Raw genomic sequence first — 18397 nt, 5'->3', positions numbered from 1 at the left:
TCCTGCGGCAACATTCGGGCCTCGTACTTGGGGTCACTGCGTAGCACGTTTAGCAACCTTCCCCGCAGGGCAAAAACCCTGGTAACACGGTGTTCTAGGGGTATATACAAGGGGCCAAGGCGAGCGTCAGCCCCTCCTGTGGAGGATGCCCGTGGCTCGTTAGTCCGGAGAATCGAGAAGGCTCAAACCTTTCTGACTCCTTCCGAGGTGGATCGTCTGATCGAGGATTACGAGGCGGGCATGAGCGTTCGAGGTCTGGCGAAGAAGTACGGCGTTCACCGCGCCACAGTGTCTGCGCACCTGAGTCGCCGGAACACTCCTCGACGTCGCCCTGGTCTCGATGTGGACGAACGGGCTGAGGCGGTTCGCTTGTTCCGCGCCGGGGTGTCGATGCGTGCGATCTCTCGCAGGCTCGGTGTGAGCCGCACACCGGTTCGGGCTTGCCTCGTGGAAGTAGGACTCATCGTGGACGATGCGTCTGGCTCTACGACGATCAGCCAACATGCTGACACCGATCTCGACCTGGTAGCGACTTCATAGCAACCAGGTGTGCGTCTCGTCTCGGTCAGTACAAACAAGTCCGCCGCCACCCCCTGGGGTGGCGGCGGACTTCGTATGTGCGGTGTTCAGGCGGCGGGATGGTCCTCGTCGTGGAGGCGTTGGGCGTCCTCGGCGGCGAAGAGGTAGGCCATGCCTCGGGTGCATTCATCGACCATCGAGCCGCTGAGGGTGCCGGTAGCGATATGGAATGGTGAGACCGGCCCGGTCGAGGGCGTCGAAGTTCTTCATAGAGGCCAGGGGCTTGCGGCCCAGGCGTGAGAGGTCGGTGACAACCACCTCGGTGGCTGTGGCCTTCAAGGCGGTATCGAGTAGGTTGGTGAATCCTTCCTGGGGGTGGCCGGTGTCGGTGATGGTGCCGGCCTCGGTGAGGCCGCGTTCGGCCAGGTACTCGCGGCAGTGGGCTTGTTGCTGTTGTATCTGCTCGCGGTTGCCGGTCGCGCTGCGTAGATAGAGGATCGCCTTGGTCATGAGGCACCTCCTGCCAGGACAGGTGCCCCCACAACCTCCGGGGACCATTCCTGGTGTCCGAGCTGCCGCTGTTGGGCGCGGTGCTGGCTTCGTTCTTGCCAGCGGACGCGGGTGAGCAAGACCAGGCTGACCGGCCCGCTCCAGAGCATCTTCAACGCTGACCACAGTGCGATGAGCACCAGGATGTTCAGCCAGCCGGGGCCACCGTCTTGGATGATGACGGTCAGCAGGCTCGCGGCATAGAGGTATGGGATGGCGACCAGCATCGCCGGCACGCCCCACTTGAGACCGGAGCGGGTGCGAATCTTGTCCAGCAGGATGTTGGTGGGCATCACCCGGCGGAAGAATCCTGCCAGGTGGATGCTGGTGATCCAGATGAGTCGGAACATGAGGTGCCTCCAAGCACGTAACTAGTGGTGAGGCAGTACGTGTGGAGGTATCCCGAAGGACAACCCCGGCGAGCGGGGCTACATGTTGAGGGGCTTCTGCCTCTGTGCCTTGATTTTACTCCGGTTCAGTGACAACCGGCACCCCGGTTAGCCGGACAGCCACGGTCGCGGTCCCGGAGCGCTCGGGCTGGCCGTCTGTCCCGTCCATCTGAGGTGTAGGTCATGCCGGTTACCCGTGGCTCGGCGAGGCGACTGGACAGGCCGACCTCGCGACCATACGCTTGTTGAATGTACCCGCCATCAGCCGGGCCGGATCTGACGGCCGAGCAGTGTCAGGAGCTTGACGACACGTTCTTGTCGTCTGATCCGTACGGGTACTTCAGCGCTCGGATCGGCATGATGTTGCGGTGGGCAGAGTCGGACGTCGACAGCGATGAGCATCCCCTGGCCGCATCCGCTGATGAACAGCAGCACGTGACCGAGACCCGTGGGCGGTTCGCTCGCCTCCTTGGTCGGCCGGTGGGCTTCATACCCGAGACCTCGCCGAGGTCCATTGCTACACAGGTCGCCACGGATGCGTACGCCCTGCGGCACCATGCGGCTGAGTCGCTTGTGCGGTTGACGGCGGCACTCTCGCAACGGACGAACGTCGCCGAATCGTGCGTTTGGGAAGCCCTGTCGGCCGGGCCAAACCAACTCGATCAGGTCGTAAGCCAGCTCCGCGAGTCCTTCTCCTCGGCGGAGGCCCCTATGCAGTTCGCCCGTCTGGTTCTCCGCGAGCAGGACTTGCAGAGCGGGATGACGGAGCAACTCGCTTCGGCGTCCAACGTGTTCGCTGACTGGCTCCAGTTCGCTATCGACCTACTCGTGGGACATGAGCTCCAACTCAACGCTGCTCACAACAAGGTCAAGCACGGTCTCTCAGTCCGCGCTCGTGATGATCTCAAAGTCTCATTCGTCACCACTCCGCCCAGCGCAGATGGGACCATCCCGGTTGGTGTGCTGACCGGCCCGGACGCCGTGGACATCTTCGACCGCCCCGTCATCGAAGTTCTCGCACAGGCGCCCAAGGTGGACGGGCATCGACAAGGGCTGGAGCTAACGCAGTTGAGGGTGGATGTCCCTGCCGTTCTCGCCGAGGCCTACATGATCGCCTGGGCCCACGGGGCGATGTTCCATGTCGCGGCCACGAAACATTTCGAAGGACGGGTAGACCTTCCCGACTATCTGGGCGCTCCCGCTCATCCCGGGTATCCGGTGGGCGGCCCACATCCTGACCATGTTTCCGGCAAGGCTCCGGTGGGAATGAGGTTCCCTCTCACCACTCCTCCCGGTGGCGGGCCTGCGAGGCGGCCAGCGGGAATCGCGTTTCGAGACTCGTTCATTCCGCTCATATTCACTGGCTCTGCGATGCGCAACGTTCGAGTTGTTGCGGACGAGGCAACGGAGGAGGCGTAGGTGCGGGCGCCAAAGAACGAAGCTACGGGAACCTCGGGTGAGTCTGAGGTCTTGGCGCAGTTCGAGCGCTTGGGCTGGGGAGGGGTGATCGATAGCCGGCACGACACAGGCACCGATCTATATCTGCGGCCGCGAGATGCCCGCCGGTACGAACTCGGCGCCGTGATGGGTGCCCAGGTCAAGACCGGGTCGTCTTACTTCAAGACCCCGCAGAAGGACGCCGAGGGCACGATCACTGGGTGGTGGTTTGCCGAGGACGACCGTGAACACTTCGGCTACTGGCTGCGCCACGCGCTGCCCCACGTGGTGATCCTGCGCGATCAAGACAGAAACCTCTCGTTCTGGGTTCACGTCACCCCTGAGCGAGTCGTCTCGACCGGTAAGGGCGCCAAGATTCTTGTGCCGGCCTCCCAAACCGTTGACGCGGACCACAACGAAGCACTCTCCGACGTCGCGCTGACGCAGCTTCCGACTCCGACCTGGGACGGCACTGCGTGGACCGGCGCGGTGCATCTTGCACCGGTCGACGAAGTTCGGCATGCCCTCATCACTCCCCGGCTCATCGCACCCCACCCGAATCTGGTCCCAGATTCGATCTCCGGGCTCGAAGCCCTCGCCATGCAAGTGCTCTTCCGGGACGACCTTGAACGGATTCTGGAACCGACGAGCCTTCCTGCGCTCGCAGGGGAGAATGACGCCGAGCGGAAGGGGCTGTCACTCAACGATGCACGCGAGGCCGATGACTGGTGTTGGCGCGCCACTGCTGCCCTTCATCTCTGGCACTACCAAGGAGAACCCGCTGACCTGCTTCAGCTTGTCGACCTAGCTTCGACGCCGAGTGAACGCTCCGCGGCATCCGTGCTCCGCTGCGTCTATCACTTCGACGAGAACGATCCCGATACGGCGCTCCAAGTGCTTCAGGACGCCCTGGCACATGACGACTACTCCTCAGTGGATCACGCATGGCTAGAAGCTCAACGGGCACGGGCGCTGCTGGAGGTCGGACGACACGAGGAGGCTTTCGACCTCGCGATGAAGACCCAGCGAATCCATCGAGAGGCACCGTCGGACGTCACGGCTGCGGCCATCGCGGGCGCGTGTGCGCTGACGTCGTTCAGGGCCAGCGGATGGATGCAGGGCGACATCGCCAACATCATCCAGCGCAGCGACAACCCAGCGTCGTGGTGGAGAACCCAGGTGATGTCCTATGGGCTATCCGCTCATCTCTCTGAGGAGTTCCGGAGATGGAGCGAGGATGCGTCGATTCGGATCGGGGGCTCGGACACTGCCCACAAGCGCCTGCTTTCCGCGGCGTTGCTGGCCTCGTGCGCTGGTGATCACGACGGGTGGCGTGGCGCAATTGGCGCTCTCGCGGAGCACTTCCTTGTCACCACCGGCCCCACGGATGATCCCGACAGGGTCGCCGGCTGGCTGACTCTTCTCCGTCTCTCCGGTGACAGCAAGAGCACTGGGCGCGCGACTCGACACATCGTGCGCACGGGTCCAACGATGGCCGCCAGGATCGCGGCGAGCAGCGTGGACTTGTCTCGATCGACTCGAACGACCGCTTTGGCAGATATCGAACTGCTGACGGCCGCCGGCGACGTTCTCGAACCAGCACGCGCCGACGAAACCTGTGCGTGGGCGCTGGCGATGCTCCAAGAGCCACGGGTCTACCTGGAACGTGCTCGGCCTACATTCATCGTGCTCTACAAGATCATCGATCTGCTGAAGGCCATGGTGTGGACGTTGAGCGAGGACGCCCTTCACAACGTGATCGACTACTTCCTTGACCACCCCCCGGTCACCGACGACGGAACCGCGCAGACCCTCGCCCGGCTGATCCATACGATCCCCGCATCCGCGTGGCGTGAGAGTGACCGTCAGCGCGCGGCGAACCGATCTGACGGCGACGCCGCCTACCTACGCGAGGCCTTCTTGAGGGTCGCTGCTCCTGCAGTAGTCGAGAGTCGCGAGCAAGTCCTTCAACGAGCCCGAGCCGGGGAGTTGATCGTCTTCGAAGCCATCGACGACGTGCGAACGCTGCCCTCCGATGCAGTCAATGCTCTTACTGACCGACTGTGCAGCGTCATCGACAATCTCATCGAGGATGCCGCCAAGGGGGCGTACAGTGTTGGCGGTCTCGACCCCGGCCATGCACTGACCCTGCTCGGTGTCTGGCACCCTTCGAGTGGGCGGTGGGATCGTATCGAAGCTTTGTTGGCGGCTCCCGGGGTCAGACCTCAGCAACAGTCTGGCGCATTGCAAGTACTCGCCATCCATGGAGCGACGCTTGCCGACCCAATCAAGACACACCTTGTCGAAGCCGTGTCAGCTCTTCGGAACCGAGAGCCAGTCCGGACCTTCTTCGATGACGACGAGGACATCCGAGGCCTCGCCGCCGAAGCGCTCGCTGCTCTCGCAGATGAGGCCTCACGCGAACCGTTGATACGGGACCTTCTTGGCGGCGACACCGTTCGCCGTGCCGCGAGTGCGCGGATCATTGAACGTTTCGGAGACAAGGCAGAGTCCGAACTGCTTCTCGCTCTAGCGGGTGACGCAAACGAAACCGTACGTGACGCGGCGCTTAGGGGGCTGAGCAGGTTGGTCGTTGCCGAGCGCGCATCTGAGGGAGTCGCGACAATCCTGTCGAAGGTCCTGAAGTCTGGCGGAAGGCGGAGTGCCGCGGCGGTCGTTTCCGGGCTCCACACGCCTCCGGAGGTGCCAGCCGTTTCTCAACTGCTGACCATCGCCGCGCAGCACCCTTCAGCACAGATTCGCGAGGCTGCACGCGAGAGCACCACCGACTGAGAGTTCCGCAGGCGCTATCGTTCCTCCGCCGTCGACGGTGGCAGGGATGCTCGATCTGTGCTGGAATCCGCCTCATCCTCGGGTGCTGGCGGTGCGAGTTGCTGCCTGGTGAAGGCGTCGCTCATTTCATTGATTTCGACCGTCTCTGGCGCTGGGTAATCCAAGCGATCGACAACACGCTTCATCGTCTTGTCTACGCCACCGACGGCCTTGGTGAGGTCCTTGATCGCGCCGCGTACATGGTGCAGTGAGCCATCCGGAGCGTCCCTGGCCTGACGCCACTCTGAGATGTCGATCTGAATCTCCAGGACAGGCAGCGGACCGTGCGGGCCCTCGCCTTCGACACGCACAGTGCGGACCTGTGGTTCCTCGCTGGACAGGAGGTCGTAGCCGGCACCGAGAGCCCACCGGATTTCCCGTTTCGGCGCGAGCGAGCGGAGTCCGCTGGCGAGCACCCGCTGAACACTCTCGACCTTGTCCGACTGTTGCTGGCCGGCTGGAAGCGGTGGATCGAACGTCACCCTCACGTTGCGTGCGACGGTGGGACCGTTGTTACCCACCACCACGTGCATCACGGTGCCTTGCTGCATATCTGGCTGGATGTCCGCCCACACGTAGGGCTGTAGGGCCTCATGAGCGAGATCGCGTTGTAGTTGAGTCTGCTCCCGCGCGGCGGCCACCTGCTCGCGTTGGATCTCCGTCTGGTCGTGCGCCGCCTTCGCCTGCCTAGCGGCCGCCCGCGCTGCCCAGATGGTGAATGGCAGGGCGAAGGCCGAGATGACCAGGGCAACGATTGAGATGGCTACCATGCATTCACCTTTCCATGGTGGTTTGGCGGAGGCAGTTGCCGCGACGCACTCTCAGAAACTCGGCACCGGTTCGGCGACGTGTCATCTGATACCACCAGTGGTCGCCCACGCCATCGGTGTGCTCGCCTGCGATCTTACCGGCGCGATAGCCCTTCGTGGGGTTGACAAGTCCGATTGGCACTCGATCTCGCGCGAAGGTGACGGGGTAGGCCAGATCGCTGTCGTTGGAGATCACCACGGCTGCGTCAATCGTGCCGGTGAGTATGTCGATGAGTAGATGAGAGGCGACGTTGACATCGGAGCCTTTTCCTTCGCGACGAGCGACCGATGCCATGAACCGAGCGTCAGGGGACATCTTGCTCGGCTCCGTCTTGCACCATCAGAGGCCATTGAGGATCGCTGATGAGGGGTTTGCCGTTTCGGCCGGCGGTCCCGAGCGGGGCTGTGGCGACTCTAGCGACGTAGCTGCCGTAGCTGATCCGAGTGACGGAGCCTGAGCGATCCAGCGCACGTAAGTAAACGTCCTGTTCACGCTGGCCGATGGGGTGCTGGCTCCACTTACTCTCGCGGTGCAGTAGGTGACCGTTTCGAGCGCCGGGTTATCCCAGCGAGAGTGAGTGGTGACAAGAGTGTGTGCCAGCCATCGCAGATCGAGCCAACGCCACCCGGACGTCGAGCGCCCACACAAGCCTCGAGACCGCCATGGTAAAGGTTGTAGCCGTCTATATGGATTCCGACCTGCATGTTGGTAATGGTACGTGGAACATTCGATAGACGATGACCTTTAGCCACTCCAGCCAAAGCGTCGGAGAATATCGATATGAATGCCGCCAGACCTGACAAGTATGTCGTTGAGGATGGAGCTGAGGTGAGCAGGTCGCTGGTCGACATTTTTTCGCGTCCAACACCTGCTTTAACACGGCTGATCGAATACATCCGTCGAAACCCCGAGCTGGCGGAAAGCCGCGCCGCTGGCTGCTCGCGAACGTCTTCGCGCAGCCGCGATCGTCGAAGACGATCTACAGGTGAACCGAATTCCGTCACTGGCTCCACTCCACGACGAGAATCGACGAAGCAAAATCGTCGCACGATTTCACCTGGGATAGAGAAGGCCAGGGCATCGGTTCTTCTTCCGCTCGTCGTTGACTACGCCAATGGTTTGACTCAGGCAGAGATCGCGCGGAAGCACGGTATCCACGCTCAGACTCTGCGAAAGCGGCTCTGGGAAGCTGGAGTCAACACCCGGGTACGTGTGGCGGCCCTCAGTGAGAGCGAGGTGCAGGCAGCTCGCGCTGTCATCCATGAGGGTGCGAGTGCTAGGTCGGTCGCTCGTCGTCTTGGTGTTGCGCACACGACGTTGCTGCGGGCGCTTAAGCGAAGCCCCGTGTAGGGGGAAAGGATCACCTTTGCGCACCACTTAAGTACCGCTTCGAGAGCCCTTTAGTGAGCACCTGTGGCGGCCGATCACTGTTATGCACCAGTGTCGAAATAGGGTCTGATCAGGGGGTTTGTGAAAAACATTGCCCCCGACTCGAAAGCCGGGGGCAACATTACCTGGGTGAGCGACGGGGGTTGAACCCGCGACCTCCTGGACCACAACCAGGCGCTCTGCCGACTGAGCTACGCCCACCAAGATGCGATGTCCTTCGCGGCTGACAACCTGCGATCGGACAACGAATTAGAGCTTACATGAGCGGCGCCGACGGAGCCAATTCGACGCCACGTCACTGGAGTGGTAAGCGTCACGACTCGTAGAATCCGTGGGCTATTCGCCTGAATTCCCGTCGGAGGAAGCAGGGGAGAAACGTCGCGAGATGTCCCGTGCCTCGTCGGAGTTCGGACCCGGTTGGGGCACGAACACGGCTTCGCGATAGTACTGAAGCTCGACGATCGAATCCTTGATGTCTCCCAGGGCGCGGTGATTCCCTGTTTTGGCCGGGGCCTGGTAATAAGCCCGTGGGTACCAGCGGCGGGAGAGCTCCTTGACCGTCGAGACGTCGACAACTCGGTAGTGCAGATGCTCGATGACGCGCGGCATGTCCCGCGAGAGGAACGTCTTGTCAGTTCCTATCGAATTTCCGCCCAATTGGGCTTTTCCGGCTTCCGGCACATATTTTTTGATGTGCGCCAGAACCAAGTCTTCGGCCTCGGACATGGACAGGCCTTCGTCGAGTTCGTCGAGGAGACCCGAGGTGGTGTGCATGTTCCGTACGAAATCATTCATCTGAGCCAAGGCTTCAGGCTCCGGTTTGATTAGAACGTCCAGGCCGTCGTCCAGAATGTTCAATTCTGCGTCCGTGATCAGGACCGCGACCTCAATCAGGGCGTCGCGCTCCAGGTCCAAGCCGGTCATCTCGCAGTCGATCCATACTATTCGTTCATTCGTTTTAGACACCCTTCAAACCTACCTCGCGGTCCCTTCCTCGCCTAAGGGTCGGCGCGTTCCCTTCTGTGTCTGTAAAATCGAACGGAGTCTCGCCCCAGTTCTGGCGGACTTCAGGCCACGAGATATCTGCAGGGGGAAGCTTGAGCCACAGCGCGATGCTTCGGAGGCGACGCACCAGGGAACCCCGGTTCGTGCAACGGAGCCCGCTCCGCACCATCATTATGGGAACGATCGGTTCCCTCCTGCTGATGTTCGGATCATTCGGTATTGGGTGGCTCGCACCCATCTCCTCCCTACGGCTTCAACCGTGGATTATCTCGCTGAGGTATACCGATGGCGCGGTAGTTCTGTGCATTGTCGTCACCTCCATCGGCGCCATGGCCCTGACGCGCGAATGGATGCGATTGAGCCAGAAGGTCGATTGGGCGCAGAAAACGGCCAAGAAATGGGTCACTGCGGCGATCATCTCTTGGTCTATCCCGTTGATGGTCGCATTCCCGCTGTTCAGCCGCGATGTTTACTCTTATTTCGCTCAGGGGCGTCTCTACCAGTCGGGTCTGAACCCGTATGAAGCCGGAGTCTCCTCGGTCAACAACTTCCTGCAAAACGGCGCAGATCAATTGTGGAGTCAGTCCCCTCCGCCGTATGGTCCCGTCTTTCTGTGGATAGAAGGATTGGTAGTACAAGTCGCCGGCGATTCTCCGGACATCGCTTTCTATCTATTCCGCGGAGTGGCGCTCATAGGCGTGGCCCTGATCGCCTATTTTCTTCCCAAACTCGCCAAGCTCCACGGCGTCAATCCTACGAGGGCCTGCTGGCTGTGCTTGGCGAACCCAATGTTCTTGGTGCATTTCGTGGTCTCCGCGCACAATGATGCCTTGATGATCGGTCTGATGATGGCCGCGGTGTATGTCTCTGCTCGATGGAGGAATACCGCCGGCGGGCTGGGTGGAATCACACTCACGACCATCGCGGTTGCGGTCAAGCCGATAGCGTTGCTGATCCTCCCGTTCATCGGCCTGCTCTGGGCTGGCCGCGGTGCTTCGTGGCCCAGGAAATTCGTATACTGGTTCCTCACCGCAGGGATCGCGCTTCTGGAACTGTGGCTCATGGGTCTCGCGAATGGGTTCGGCTTCGATTGGGTCGGAGCGCTTTCGACGACGGGCGGCGTGTGGATCTGGTACGCCCCGGTCGGGCTGTTCAGCTTCTTGGTTCGCTTGTGGGGCGACTCCGTGGGCTTACCCGGTGGGGACCTCCAATCCTTCGTGCAGAAGATCGGCCAAATGGTGGGCGTGCTCGGCGCCGCGATTCTCGCATTCGTGGGACGGGACGAGAAATTGATTCGGCGCATCACGATCGCTTTGACGCTTGTCGTGATGCTCAACCCCATGATTCAGGCCTGGTACGTGGTTTGGCTCATCCCATTTTTTGCTGCCACGGGAATCCGCTCGGATTGGCACGTCGATTTCTTCCTTTTGACCACGCTCTTTTTCATGATGTGGGCCGTGTCCGATCAATTGGATGTCTTCCCTTATCTGAGCTTGGACGTGAACATGGGTCGTCTCGTCGCGGCCGTTGTTGCCCTGATGTACGGGCTGTACATCATGTTCATCGATCCATCGACCCGGCGCGTTTTTCGGCGGGAACGCAGGGTCAGCGCAATCGTTTAGCATCGCGGAGTGGAGAGCCACGGCCTTGCGCGGTAATCTAGACGAGGTCAACTTGGCCACGCCTCAGTAGCTCAGTGGATAGAGCAGGAGCCTTCTAATCTCTTGGTCGGGGGTTCGACTCCCTCCTGGGGCACAAAAACCCCGCCAAATCAACGAAGTAGAGCGATTTGGCGGGGTTCATTCTTGTTAGTGGGGTAGTGATCCAACACAAACCCATCACTAACGTTTTCTTAGCCCTTGAGCACTTCCAAGGCCTGCGAAGCATCCGGAGCATCCTGCAACTTCATCACGTAATGACGGAGCGTTATCTCTTCGGAAGCGTGACCGAGCTGAGCGGACGCCGCCTTGAGGCTGTCAGTGTGGGCGAGCAAAGTTCCCACCGTCGCCCGGATCGTATGAGGATGAACCCACTCGAAGCCGGTGCCTTCGAGCTGGCCCCGCAGCCGAGTGCGGAAGTTCGACGGATCCCACAAAGTGCCCGTGTAAGACGGGAATACCCACTCAGACAGGTGAGGTCGCCGTCTGAGCATGTCCGCAGTGAACGATGGAACGTAGAGCCGGTGCATCGAACCAAGAGACTTAGGGCGAGGCTCCCAGATCATTCCCCGGCCCTTGACCCGCTTAGCGGCACCGGCGATTGTTACACGTGCGCGGGGGTCCAGCTCCACATCACCCCATCGAAGTCCTAGGGCCTCGCTGATTCTGGTGCCGGTGCCGAAAAGTAGATCGAAGACGTCCAGCACATCACCGGACAGGCACTCTCTCAGACGCGGCACCTCATCGTCAGTCAGTGCCCGCGTTTCATTCTGAGGAACGATCACGTTTCCCACGTAGAGCATCGGGTTGGTGGTGAGTGCGTCACGCTGTGCAGCGAGAGCGAACATCTGCTTCAGAACAGTGTGCGCGTGCTTCCCATTCGACGGACCATGAACCGCAGCGATCTCCCTCAACTTGGAATCGAGGACGCCAATGGACGCCTCAGAGAGACGCACGGCACCAAGGCGGGGGAGTATGCAACCGTCCAGAACCTCGCGGTAACGGTCGTAAGTTCGCAGGGCTAGATCCTTGCCCTGAATGAACTCCCACCACGTATCCGCAAGCGTCACGATCCGAGACTGACGGTTGAGCCTGGTCGGGTCCTGTGGAGTGAGTCGTTCGGTGAACGCGGATTTGAGGTTGTTCTCGGCCTGCCGCGCCGTCGCGCCCTTCCGTTCGACGAGTCTGAGCTTCCCGTCGTAGTCCCTGTACCGGGCCTTGGCCACAAAGTGCTTCTCGCTCTTCTCTGTGACCCTAATATCCCCGTACGAGCCAAGGGGGAGTGGTGGCCTAGGCACGTTTCGTATCTCTCGAGCGAGGACCCACGTTCTGCCGAGCCATCTCAATAATCACTTCAGGATCAAGGCGGACAAGATCTCTTCCCTTGTTGATCATCGCTTGGAAGCTATCAACTTGGTCCTCAGGTACAGATCCTTCCAAGTCAACTGTCTCTACCTGTGTCAATTGAAACTCAAGCGCCCATTGGTATTGCAGAAATTCCATCATCGACTCAACTGCGTCGTTCATCGTGTCCACGGCCTCCTGGCCGACCCGGTTGAACGTCTCAAGCAACTGCATGTCAGTGCTAGGCGCGAGCATGGCCCCTACAGACGATTCCAGGATGCGGGCTAAGGTTCTTGCCTCGCCGAGCCTCACGGGACGCTTCCCCTTCTCGATGCGAGAAATAGTTGCCTGATGAAAGTCCGTCCATCCGGCGTCGTACATCTTCTTGGCGAGTGCTTCTTGCGACCATCCCTTTTCGGCTCGGCGTCGCTGAACCTCTTGGCGAAAACGCAACTCCTCGAGTTCTTCGGTCGAGGCACCAGGGCTGTTCGATGGTTCGGTCATGCAACCAGCTTATGCTCAACGGTTTTCTCTCCCAAATGTTTGTGTATACTGGTTTATGCGGGAATGATTTCCCCATAAATTTTCAGAGCATAGGAGGCTCCATGACCGACGTACTGGCCGAGAGGCACTCGAGGATCGAAGCGGACGAAAGGCCCGCTCTAGACCCCGGCGCACAATGGCTCACCATGCAAGACCTGGCGGATCGCTACCAGGTCGCGCTTCAGACGATTCGAGTCTGGCACTCACAGGGCAAGACGCCTCGCAGTCTGAAGCTCAATAACAAGTTCGTGAGATTCCGGCTCGACGACGTCCAAGCGTGGGAACGCGAGCAGATTGGAGAGAAGTAGATGAGCGAAGCAAGAAACGAAAAAAACGTCCTTCGCACTGCACAGCTTGGCGGCAAAGACAGTGAGAAGGACGCCTCAACAAGCACTCAACAAGGAGTACAAGACATGACTGATCATACCCGCAACCCCCGCCACCCGGCCATCCCCGAAATCTTCACCCGCGAAATAGACTCATCCACCGGACAAGGCACCGGAATCTACTGGGGGCCGTCATCCGAGAACGAGGTCATCCAGATCTACATCCTGGACCCCGGACATGGGTACCCATTGCGCACGGAGTACTCCATCAGCGGCCCGTGGCCTGACGTGGACTTCATGGACGCGGTCGACATCGCTGATGAGATCGCGACGTTCGTCAACCGGTGGAACGCGGATGTCATCTTCGGTGACCAAGACGGTCTGGAGGTCGCATAAGTGACGGCCGATACCCTGACCGGTCCTCAGACCATCGCGGACCTGAACGAGCGCAACGACCCCACCGACCTATCCCATTATTTCCTCCCCGAACGGGTGGAAGGAGCCTTCCTCGACGGTGGCCGCCCGGTCGCCTTATGCGGATTCAGACTCTCACGCCGCCCGGACGTTGCCGATGTGACCAGCACCTCGAAAGGCGAGTATGTGCCAGACGACGTGCAACTATGCCCGACATGTCACGTGTTGAACAAGTATCGGTGGGCAGGTGGTTCCAGATGAGCGCGGATTTCCTCGCCGGTATCCCGTCCAACATCGTCGATCATGCCAAGGTGTGCATGACCAGCCCGGATACTGCGATCTCCGGGGCTTATCTGACTGGGACGGTTATGGGTAACGCGGAAGGTAAACAGACTGTCTACGAAGCCTTGGACACTGATGCGATTTCTCGTGCCGAATCGTTGGCCGCTGATCTTGGAGCGCGTCCACAGTATCCGTGGGAACAACCCCACTGGGACAGGCGCAGGCTCCAGTCCAAGCAGCGCGAGTCCCCCACCGGGTACTGGCAGCCGAAAACTAGCCCCGGCGTGGATCGCTCCGGCCCGTGGCCAACCGTGGTCCCACCGACCCATGAACCGGTCCCACTGGCGGTAGCCGCCTAACCCCATCCCGTGCGTAGTTCAGGCCGGGGACACACCTTGTCCCTGGCCTGGCACCACACACCCTTTTTCACTTCTTCTATTCCAGCCATATCGCTGGGAGGAAAGGCCACACATGGCAGAAGACAATGAGGCCCGGACCGAACTTCGGGTCACCTACGCCCACATGATCACCCCGCACAAACAACGGTGGCTTTGGGCACACGAAGGGGCCGGTGTGATCCCCCTGGGCACCGGGACCATTGCCGCCGGTATCGGCGGTGAAGGCAAATCCACGTTCATGCTCGACCTGGCAGCACAACTGACCCAAGGCACGCTTTCCGGCGACCTCTACGGGTCGAAAGAGAACATCGTCATCTTCGGGCCTGAGGACGACTGGCCAACCGTGATGGTGCCTCGCCTGATCGCCGCCGGTGCCGACTTGGAACGTGTTGCCCGAGTCCAGGCGGCCACGATCACCGATTCGTTCACCAACGAGCGAGAGTTGATCTTCCCGGTAGACCTCCGTCTGTTGCGGCAAGCCGTGATTGAGACCGGGGCACGGATGATCATTATCGACCCGGCACCGAACCTCATGGACGGGGACATGAACAAGGTCCAAGATGTCCGCCGATCCTACGGTCCACTCATGGCCTTAGCTCAGGAGCATGATCTGGCGATCGTGCTGATCAATCATTTCGGCAAGGGCGCGGGCAATATCGGGGCGAAGCTGTCAGGCTCGCACGCCTGGCGAGACCTCACCCGGTCTTATCTGGCTTTCGCTTCCGACCCGGAGACCGGCGAGCGAATCCTGACCCAGGACAAGAACAACTACGGGACCGGGCGCGGTTCGTGGAAGTTCGCCCTGGAATCGGTCAACGTACCAACCCAGGACGGGGACACGAGCGTCGGCAAGGTCCGGTTCCTCGGGGCATCCGAGGTGACTGTCGGGGAACTGATCAACCGCGATTCCTCCGATGCTGAGGACGAGGAGGACCGCAACGCGGCCCAACAGTTCGTGTACGACTACCTGGTCAACACCGAGGCACAGGAGGCGAAAGCCGGTGCGGTCATCAAAGCTGGGCTTGCTGAGGGGTTCTCTCAGGACGAGATGAAGAAGGCTCGGAAGCGTTCGAAGAATCCGAGAATCCTGTCCGTGAAGTCGGCTTTTGGTGCCGGATGGGTATGGCAGATCGACCCCGAAGGTGCCACCGACAACCCCCAAGGTGCCACCGACAACCCCCAAGGTGCCCAAGGTGCCGAAGGTGCCAGCACGTACGGACAAGCGGCACCTTCGGATGCCAGTTCCCAAGGTGCCACCAAGGTGCCGTGTGTACAGAACGTGGCACCTTCGGCACCTTCGACTGATTCCGTGGCACCTTCGAGCGATGAACAGTGCCGCCGGGCCGGTTGCGAGGACCCCGCCGCCCAGGGCTCGGACCAGTGTTCCCACCACATCGAAATTGCCGAAAGATTCGCCCGCTTCCAGAAGGACTGGAACAACCCCGAGAACGGAGATGCAGCGTGAACCAAGTCCAATTCCGGTTACGCGTGAAGCCCTACACCTGGAACAAAAACAGCACCCCCATCGAAGGGGTCGTGATCATGCGCGGCAAAGACATCAAAGCCTTCATCCCCTACGAGAAGATCCCCACCGTCACCGACAAGATGATCGACTTCCTCGAAGAACACGAAAGGAAACACGGTGCCGGACTACCAGCGGAAACCACCGAAGAAGCAGCCTGACCCCGCCACCGTGGCCGCGATCCTCCTGCAAGACAATCGTCGTCTTCGAGCGCCAGAACGACCGACTCGAACAGGAAAAACAATTCTGGCAATCCAGAGCCTGTTTCAGACAAGGCTGTCAATCCTAAGAAAGAGAGAATAAATGATAACCCCAGCAGAGTTACCAATCACTATTCACCACAGAACCTTCACTATCCAAGAACCGCCTGAGACAGGACCACTCAAGCCCTCACCAAGACTGTATAGAACCTTCTGCGGACTCTTTTACAGACAGTCCCTCCCAAAGCCCACAGAAGGCGCGCTAGAGGCAGTGTGCACCGTATGCAAGAACGAATCCCTCGACCAGCACGGACGGCTTATAGGGCCACTGCAACCCGTAGGACATACACGGGCCGAAGCACGAGGCCTCGTCCTAGAAAAAAGATAAGGAGATAACACATCATGGCAAACACCGATTCAAACAACACCGAGGTCGAACAGAACGAAACGGCGAGACAGGCCGAGGCCGACCAGGCCGCTGATACCAGTCAGGAGCCCACCGAAGACCCAAGCACCACTGCATCCACGGACGGCAGCGCCGACACCGCCATGGATCACCCAGGCGGGGATACGGCCGGCGATGACGGCCCGGACGACGAAGGCCAAGCATCGAAACTGCGAGCAGAAGCCACCAAATACCGCCGCCAGCTGCGCGAGACTCAAGCCCAATTGGAGACGATCACCAACCAACGCGAGACCCTCCTGCGCTCTTCCGTCGAGGCCCAGCTGCCCGAGCACCTGCCCGGAAAGTTGTTCTGGAAACTATCAGATGACCCCCAACAGTTCATGACCGAGGACGGCGACGTGGACAGCGAGAAGGTCGCTCAGACGGCCAACGATATTGTCCAAGAGTTCGACCTAAAGCCCCGTGGACCGGTTGTCGCAGCACAAGGACAACATAGGAAAGTGAAAATGCAGAATTCACTGGCAGACGCATTCAAGCCCAGGGACTTATAAAAACCGAATAAGTAGATGCCCGGCCAAAGAAATGCTGTATAATAAACACTGTACGAGGCATTTCGGGCCGGGCGCCTACGAACCTCCGTACACGATTACCCCCAGGCGGGGTATCGCTGGAACGGCCAGGAGCCGCCGCGATTAGAAAACACTCAAGTTTCTAACGGGCGGCTCTATCTATATCGCCGTCCAGAAAGGTAGGCACATCACATGGCTACCCCTAACGAACTCATCGAAACCTCAACCAAGGGCGCAGCAGCCTGGTCACCCGACCGCGCCGCATTCGCCCCAACCGACGCGATCCCCGAGGCCCTGATCCTCAACGCCACCACCGTCGTCGATACCAAAGCAGGAACCGACCGAGGCTCCGTCCTGGTCCCCTGGGTGGATGACTCCCCGGCAGCATTCAGCGACGAGGCCGCATACCTCAACCTCCAGGAACCGGCCCTGTCCCAGACACTGATCCACACCAAGAAGATCACCCAGATGATCTTCCTTTCCTCCGAGCTGTACCGCGAGAACGGCGGCGTCAACGCGCAGCTGATGTCCGACTCGTCCATGCGAGCCGTGACCAAGGAAGCGAATAACGCCCTGATGTCACATACCCCGAGCGAGACCGTGCCGCTGACTGGTCTGGCAAACACCCCAGGCATTATTGACGGTGGCAACGTCACTGACAAGCTCGACCCGATCGCTGATGTCATCGCGCAGATCGAGTCCAACGGCGGCACCGCCGGAATCGTTGTCGCACACCCGCTGGCCTGGGGGAAACTGAGGAACCTGAAGTCAGGCAAAGACCTCAACTCCTCGTTGCTCGGTGCCGGAACCGAAGACATGGGCAAGTCTCTCTTCGGAGTCCCCGTCGTCACCTCACCGGCTGTGGCTGAGGATGAGCTGGTCGTCATCGACCCGAGCGCGGTCCCGTCAGCTGTCTCGCCCGTCGAGGTTGCATCCTCGGATCAGGTGCTGTTCCACAGCGACTCGATCGCTCTGCGTGTGATCTTCCGTCTCGGATGGGCGGTTATGCACCCGAAGCGACTGGGTAAGGTCACCGTCGGGAAGAAGGCAGAGACCACCAAGTAAGCCCCTTGTCAGGCCGCGTCCCTCCACTCGAGGGGCGCGGCCTCCATCGTGTCCAGGTCCAGTGAGCACATGCCCCTAGGGGATACCCGGTCCCCCTATCGACCAGTGGCCCATCCCGGGCATTGGGATACATACACAGCAAAATTCCACGGGGTCCGCATGCCCGGTTCTGTTTTTCCACCAACCCAGGGGGCATCCGGTCCCACCCTGTGGATAACGCCCCTCCCGGGCATTGAGATACCTCCCCGACCCGTTGGGAGCCTCAGCGATTTAGGGCGAGTTTTCCTGGTTTTGGCTCGTGTTTCCGGGGGTTTTGGGGCTGGTTCTGATCGACAATTTTTGTGCCGCGTGTTGTGTTGCCCGGTTGGTTCTTCGGAACTGGCCGGGGCTTCATCGTGTTCAAGGGTTATCGGGAATCTGCGTATCCTTCGTCGACCTTCGCGTTTCACGAGGGTTCAGGTGCGTCAAATGACGCAGACCAGGGGTACGCAAATGACGAACCCTACTAGCTGAGCGCGTATGGGCTTCCACGCGAGGGGCCCTGTGAGGTCTCGCGATCCACGCCGGGTACTCACTTTTGAGTATCCCTGTGATCCGCCGTGTGAAGTCTCCTGATCCAGGGGAGTTCAAACACTCACAGCAGGAGTGTGCACGTTAGTGTAACGTTACGGTTATGCGAACAGACATCTGCCCCATCTGCGAGGCACCGTTCACCGCTGAGCAGCGAGCCGTTCCCTGTG

General features: G+C 60.4%; 19 protein-coding genes and 2 tRNA genes. 13 read left to right on the top strand and 8 right to left on the bottom strand.

Features of this window, described 5'->3' with window-relative positions:
- Positions 1-240 precede the first annotated feature (240 nt).
- Positions 241-540, top strand: coding sequence for a helix-turn-helix domain-containing protein (locus EWR20_RS12780; RefSeq protein WP_202864787.1), 300 nt, complete (start codon positions 241-243; stop codon positions 538-540).
- Positions 541-705: 165 nt separating this feature from the next.
- On the opposite strand, the gene EWR20_RS06340 is transcribed toward EWR20_RS12780, so the two are convergent.
- Positions 706-1029, bottom strand: coding sequence for a recombinase family protein (locus tag EWR20_RS06340; RefSeq protein WP_165000975.1), 324 nt, complete (start codon positions 1027-1029; stop codon positions 706-708).
- Positions 1026-1418 (bottom strand): sulfate permease, encoded by a 393-nt coding sequence (locus EWR20_RS06335; protein ID WP_129359774.1) that lies wholly within the window; start codon positions 1416-1418, stop codon positions 1026-1028. The genes EWR20_RS06340 and EWR20_RS06335 overlap by 4 nt, the downstream gene beginning before the upstream one ends.
- 288 nt (positions 1419-1706) lie before the next feature.
- Here EWR20_RS06335 and EWR20_RS06330 point away from each other — a divergent pair, with 288 nt between their 5' ends.
- Both EWR20_RS06330 and EWR20_RS06325 read left to right on the top strand, forming a co-directional pair.
- Positions 1707-2876 carry a hypothetical protein gene (locus EWR20_RS06330; RefSeq protein ID WP_238147616.1) on the top strand — a complete coding sequence of 390 codons (1170 nt, stop codon included), beginning with the start codon at positions 1707-1709 and terminating at the stop codon, positions 2874-2876.
- Entirely contained in the window at positions 2877-5687 is a 2811-nt protein-coding gene (locus EWR20_RS06325) for a DUF4365 domain-containing protein (RefSeq protein WP_129359773.1), read from the top strand.
- 14 nt (positions 5688-5701) lie between these two features.
- Here the strand turns inward: EWR20_RS06325 and EWR20_RS06320 are convergent, their stop codons facing one another.
- Both EWR20_RS06320 and EWR20_RS12775 read right to left on the bottom strand, forming a co-directional pair.
- The gene (locus EWR20_RS06320; RefSeq protein WP_129359772.1) at positions 5702-6496 is read right to left on the bottom strand and encodes a hypothetical protein; all 795 of its coding nucleotides are present in this window, start codon (positions 6494-6496) and stop codon (positions 5702-5704) included.
- 4 nt (positions 6497-6500) lie between these two features.
- On the bottom strand, positions 6501-6851 hold the full coding sequence (locus EWR20_RS12775; RefSeq protein WP_202864786.1) for a PIN domain-containing protein: 351 nt from the start codon (positions 6849-6851) through the stop codon (positions 6501-6503).
- A gap of 465 nt (positions 6852-7316) precedes the next feature.
- Here EWR20_RS12775 and EWR20_RS13175 point away from each other — a divergent pair, with 465 nt between their 5' ends.
- Positions 7317-7886, top strand: coding sequence for a helix-turn-helix domain-containing protein (locus EWR20_RS13175; RefSeq protein ID WP_129359771.1), 570 nt, complete (start codon positions 7317-7319; stop codon positions 7884-7886).
- Positions 7887-8053: 167 nt separating this feature from the next.
- Here the strand turns inward: EWR20_RS13175 and EWR20_RS06305 are convergent.
- Both EWR20_RS06305 and orn read right to left on the bottom strand, forming a co-directional pair.
- A tRNA-His gene (locus tag EWR20_RS06305) sits at positions 8054-8126 on the bottom strand.
- A gap of 135 nt (positions 8127-8261) precedes the next feature.
- A complete protein-coding gene (gene orn, locus EWR20_RS06300) occupies positions 8262-8891 on the bottom strand; it encodes an oligoribonuclease (protein WP_129359770.1) in 630 nt (209 codons plus the stop codon).
- A 182-nt stretch (positions 8892-9073) separates the two neighbouring features.
- Here orn and mptB point away from each other — a divergent pair, with 182 nt between their 5' ends.
- Positions 9074-10552: a polyprenol phosphomannose-dependent alpha 1,6 mannosyltransferase MptB gene (gene mptB / locus EWR20_RS06295; RefSeq protein WP_129359769.1), complete on the top strand. Its 1479-nt coding sequence runs from the start codon at positions 9074-9076 to the stop codon at positions 10550-10552.
- A gap of 60 nt (positions 10553-10612) precedes the next feature.
- Positions 10613-10685, top strand: a tRNA-Arg gene (locus EWR20_RS06290).
- A 97-nt stretch (positions 10686-10782) separates the two neighbouring features.
- Here EWR20_RS06290 and EWR20_RS06285 read toward each other — a convergent pair.
- Positions 10783-11814, bottom strand: a complete 1032-nt coding sequence (locus tag EWR20_RS06285) for a tyrosine-type recombinase/integrase (protein WP_165000973.1) — start codon at positions 11812-11814, stop codon at positions 10783-10785.
- A 64-nt stretch (positions 11815-11878) separates the two neighbouring features.
- Entirely contained in the window at positions 11879-12436 is a 558-nt protein-coding gene (locus tag EWR20_RS06280) for a helix-turn-helix transcriptional regulator (RefSeq protein ID WP_129359767.1), read from the bottom strand.
- Between the two features lie 101 nt (positions 12437-12537).
- On the opposite strand from EWR20_RS06280, the gene EWR20_RS06275 reads away from it, so the two are divergent.
- The 7 genes from EWR20_RS06275 to EWR20_RS06245 all read left to right on the top strand — a co-directional run bounded on the left by EWR20_RS06275 (position 12538) and on the right by EWR20_RS06245 (position 17657).
- Positions 12538-12783 carry a helix-turn-helix transcriptional regulator gene (locus EWR20_RS06275; RefSeq protein ID WP_238147615.1) on the top strand — a complete coding sequence of 82 codons (246 nt, stop codon included), beginning with the start codon at positions 12538-12540 and terminating at the stop codon, positions 12781-12783.
- A 105-nt stretch (positions 12784-12888) separates the two neighbouring features.
- On the top strand, positions 12889-13197 hold the full coding sequence (locus EWR20_RS06270) for a hypothetical protein (RefSeq protein ID WP_129359766.1): 309 nt from the start codon (positions 12889-12891) through the stop codon (positions 13195-13197).
- Positions 13198-13430: 233 nt separating this feature from the next.
- Positions 13431-13856: a hypothetical protein gene (locus tag EWR20_RS06265; protein WP_129359765.1), complete on the top strand. Its 426-nt coding sequence runs from the start codon at positions 13431-13433 to the stop codon at positions 13854-13856.
- Between the two features lie 112 nt (positions 13857-13968).
- Positions 13969-15360, top strand: a complete 1392-nt coding sequence (locus tag EWR20_RS06260; RefSeq protein ID WP_129359764.1) for an AAA family ATPase — start codon at positions 13969-13971, stop codon at positions 15358-15360.
- The gene (locus EWR20_RS06255) at positions 15357-15578 is read left to right on the top strand and encodes a hypothetical protein (protein WP_129359763.1); all 222 of its coding nucleotides are present in this window, start codon (positions 15357-15359) and stop codon (positions 15576-15578) included. Before EWR20_RS06260 ends, EWR20_RS06255 begins: the two co-directional genes overlap by 4 nt.
- 441 nt (positions 15579-16019) lie before the next feature.
- Positions 16020-16574 (top strand): hypothetical protein, encoded by a 555-nt coding sequence (locus EWR20_RS06250; RefSeq protein ID WP_129359762.1) that lies wholly within the window; start codon positions 16020-16022, stop codon positions 16572-16574.
- Between the two features lie 210 nt (positions 16575-16784).
- Complete coding sequence (locus EWR20_RS06245; protein ID WP_129359761.1) at positions 16785-17657, top strand: phage major capsid protein; 873 nt, start codon at positions 16785-16787, stop codon at positions 17655-17657.
- Positions 17658-18397: the final 740 nt, after the last annotated feature.

This window comes from Rothia uropygioeca (genome assembly GCF_004136585.1).
Classification (GTDB): domain Bacteria; phylum Actinomycetota; class Actinomycetes; order Actinomycetales; family Micrococcaceae; genus Rothia.
Note: the sequence above shows the minus strand (reverse complement) of the source record. Positions and strands in the feature narration are given on the sequence as shown.

Excerpts from the sequence above, each read along its gene's own strand:
- EWR20_RS06330 (WP_238147616.1), top strand. The coding sequence starts at position 1,707 with ATGTACCCGCCATCAGCCGGGCCGGATCTGACGGCCGAGCAGTGTCAG.
- EWR20_RS06335 (WP_129359774.1), bottom strand. The coding sequence starts at position 1,418 with ATGTTCCGACTCATCTGGATCACCAGCATCCACCTGGCAGGATTCTTC.
- EWR20_RS06245 (WP_129359761.1), top strand. The coding sequence starts at position 16,785 with ATGGCTACCCCTAACGAACTCATCGAAACCTCAACCAAGGGCGCAGCA.
- EWR20_RS13175 (WP_129359771.1), top strand. The coding sequence starts at position 7,317 with ATGAATGCCGCCAGACCTGACAAGTATGTCGTTGAGGATGGAGCTGAG.
- EWR20_RS12775 (WP_202864786.1), bottom strand. The coding sequence starts at position 6,851 with ATGTCCCCTGACGCTCGGTTCATGGCATCGGTCGCTCGTCGCGAAGGA.
- EWR20_RS12780 (WP_202864787.1), top strand. The coding sequence starts at position 241 with ATGAGCGTTCGAGGTCTGGCGAAGAAGTACGGCGTTCACCGCGCCACA.
- EWR20_RS06280 (WP_129359767.1), bottom strand. The coding sequence starts at position 12,436 with ATGACCGAACCATCGAACAGCCCTGGTGCCTCGACCGAAGAACTCGAG.
- EWR20_RS06320 (WP_129359772.1), bottom strand. The coding sequence starts at position 6,496 with ATGGTAGCCATCTCAATCGTTGCCCTGGTCATCTCGGCCTTCGCCCTG.
- EWR20_RS06270 (WP_129359766.1), top strand. The coding sequence starts at position 12,889 with ATGACTGATCATACCCGCAACCCCCGCCACCCGGCCATCCCCGAAATC.
- EWR20_RS06275 (WP_238147615.1), top strand. The coding sequence starts at position 12,538 with ATGACCGACGTACTGGCCGAGAGGCACTCGAGGATCGAAGCGGACGAA.
- EWR20_RS06340 (WP_165000975.1), bottom strand. The coding sequence starts at position 1,029 with ATGACCAAGGCGATCCTCTATCTACGCAGCGCGACCGGCAACCGCGAG.
- EWR20_RS06260 (WP_129359764.1), top strand. The coding sequence starts at position 13,969 with ATGGCAGAAGACAATGAGGCCCGGACCGAACTTCGGGTCACCTACGCC.
- EWR20_RS06250 (WP_129359762.1), top strand. The coding sequence starts at position 16,020 with ATGGCAAACACCGATTCAAACAACACCGAGGTCGAACAGAACGAAACG.
- EWR20_RS06265 (WP_129359765.1), top strand. The coding sequence starts at position 13,431 with ATGTCACGTGTTGAACAAGTATCGGTGGGCAGGTGGTTCCAGATGAGC.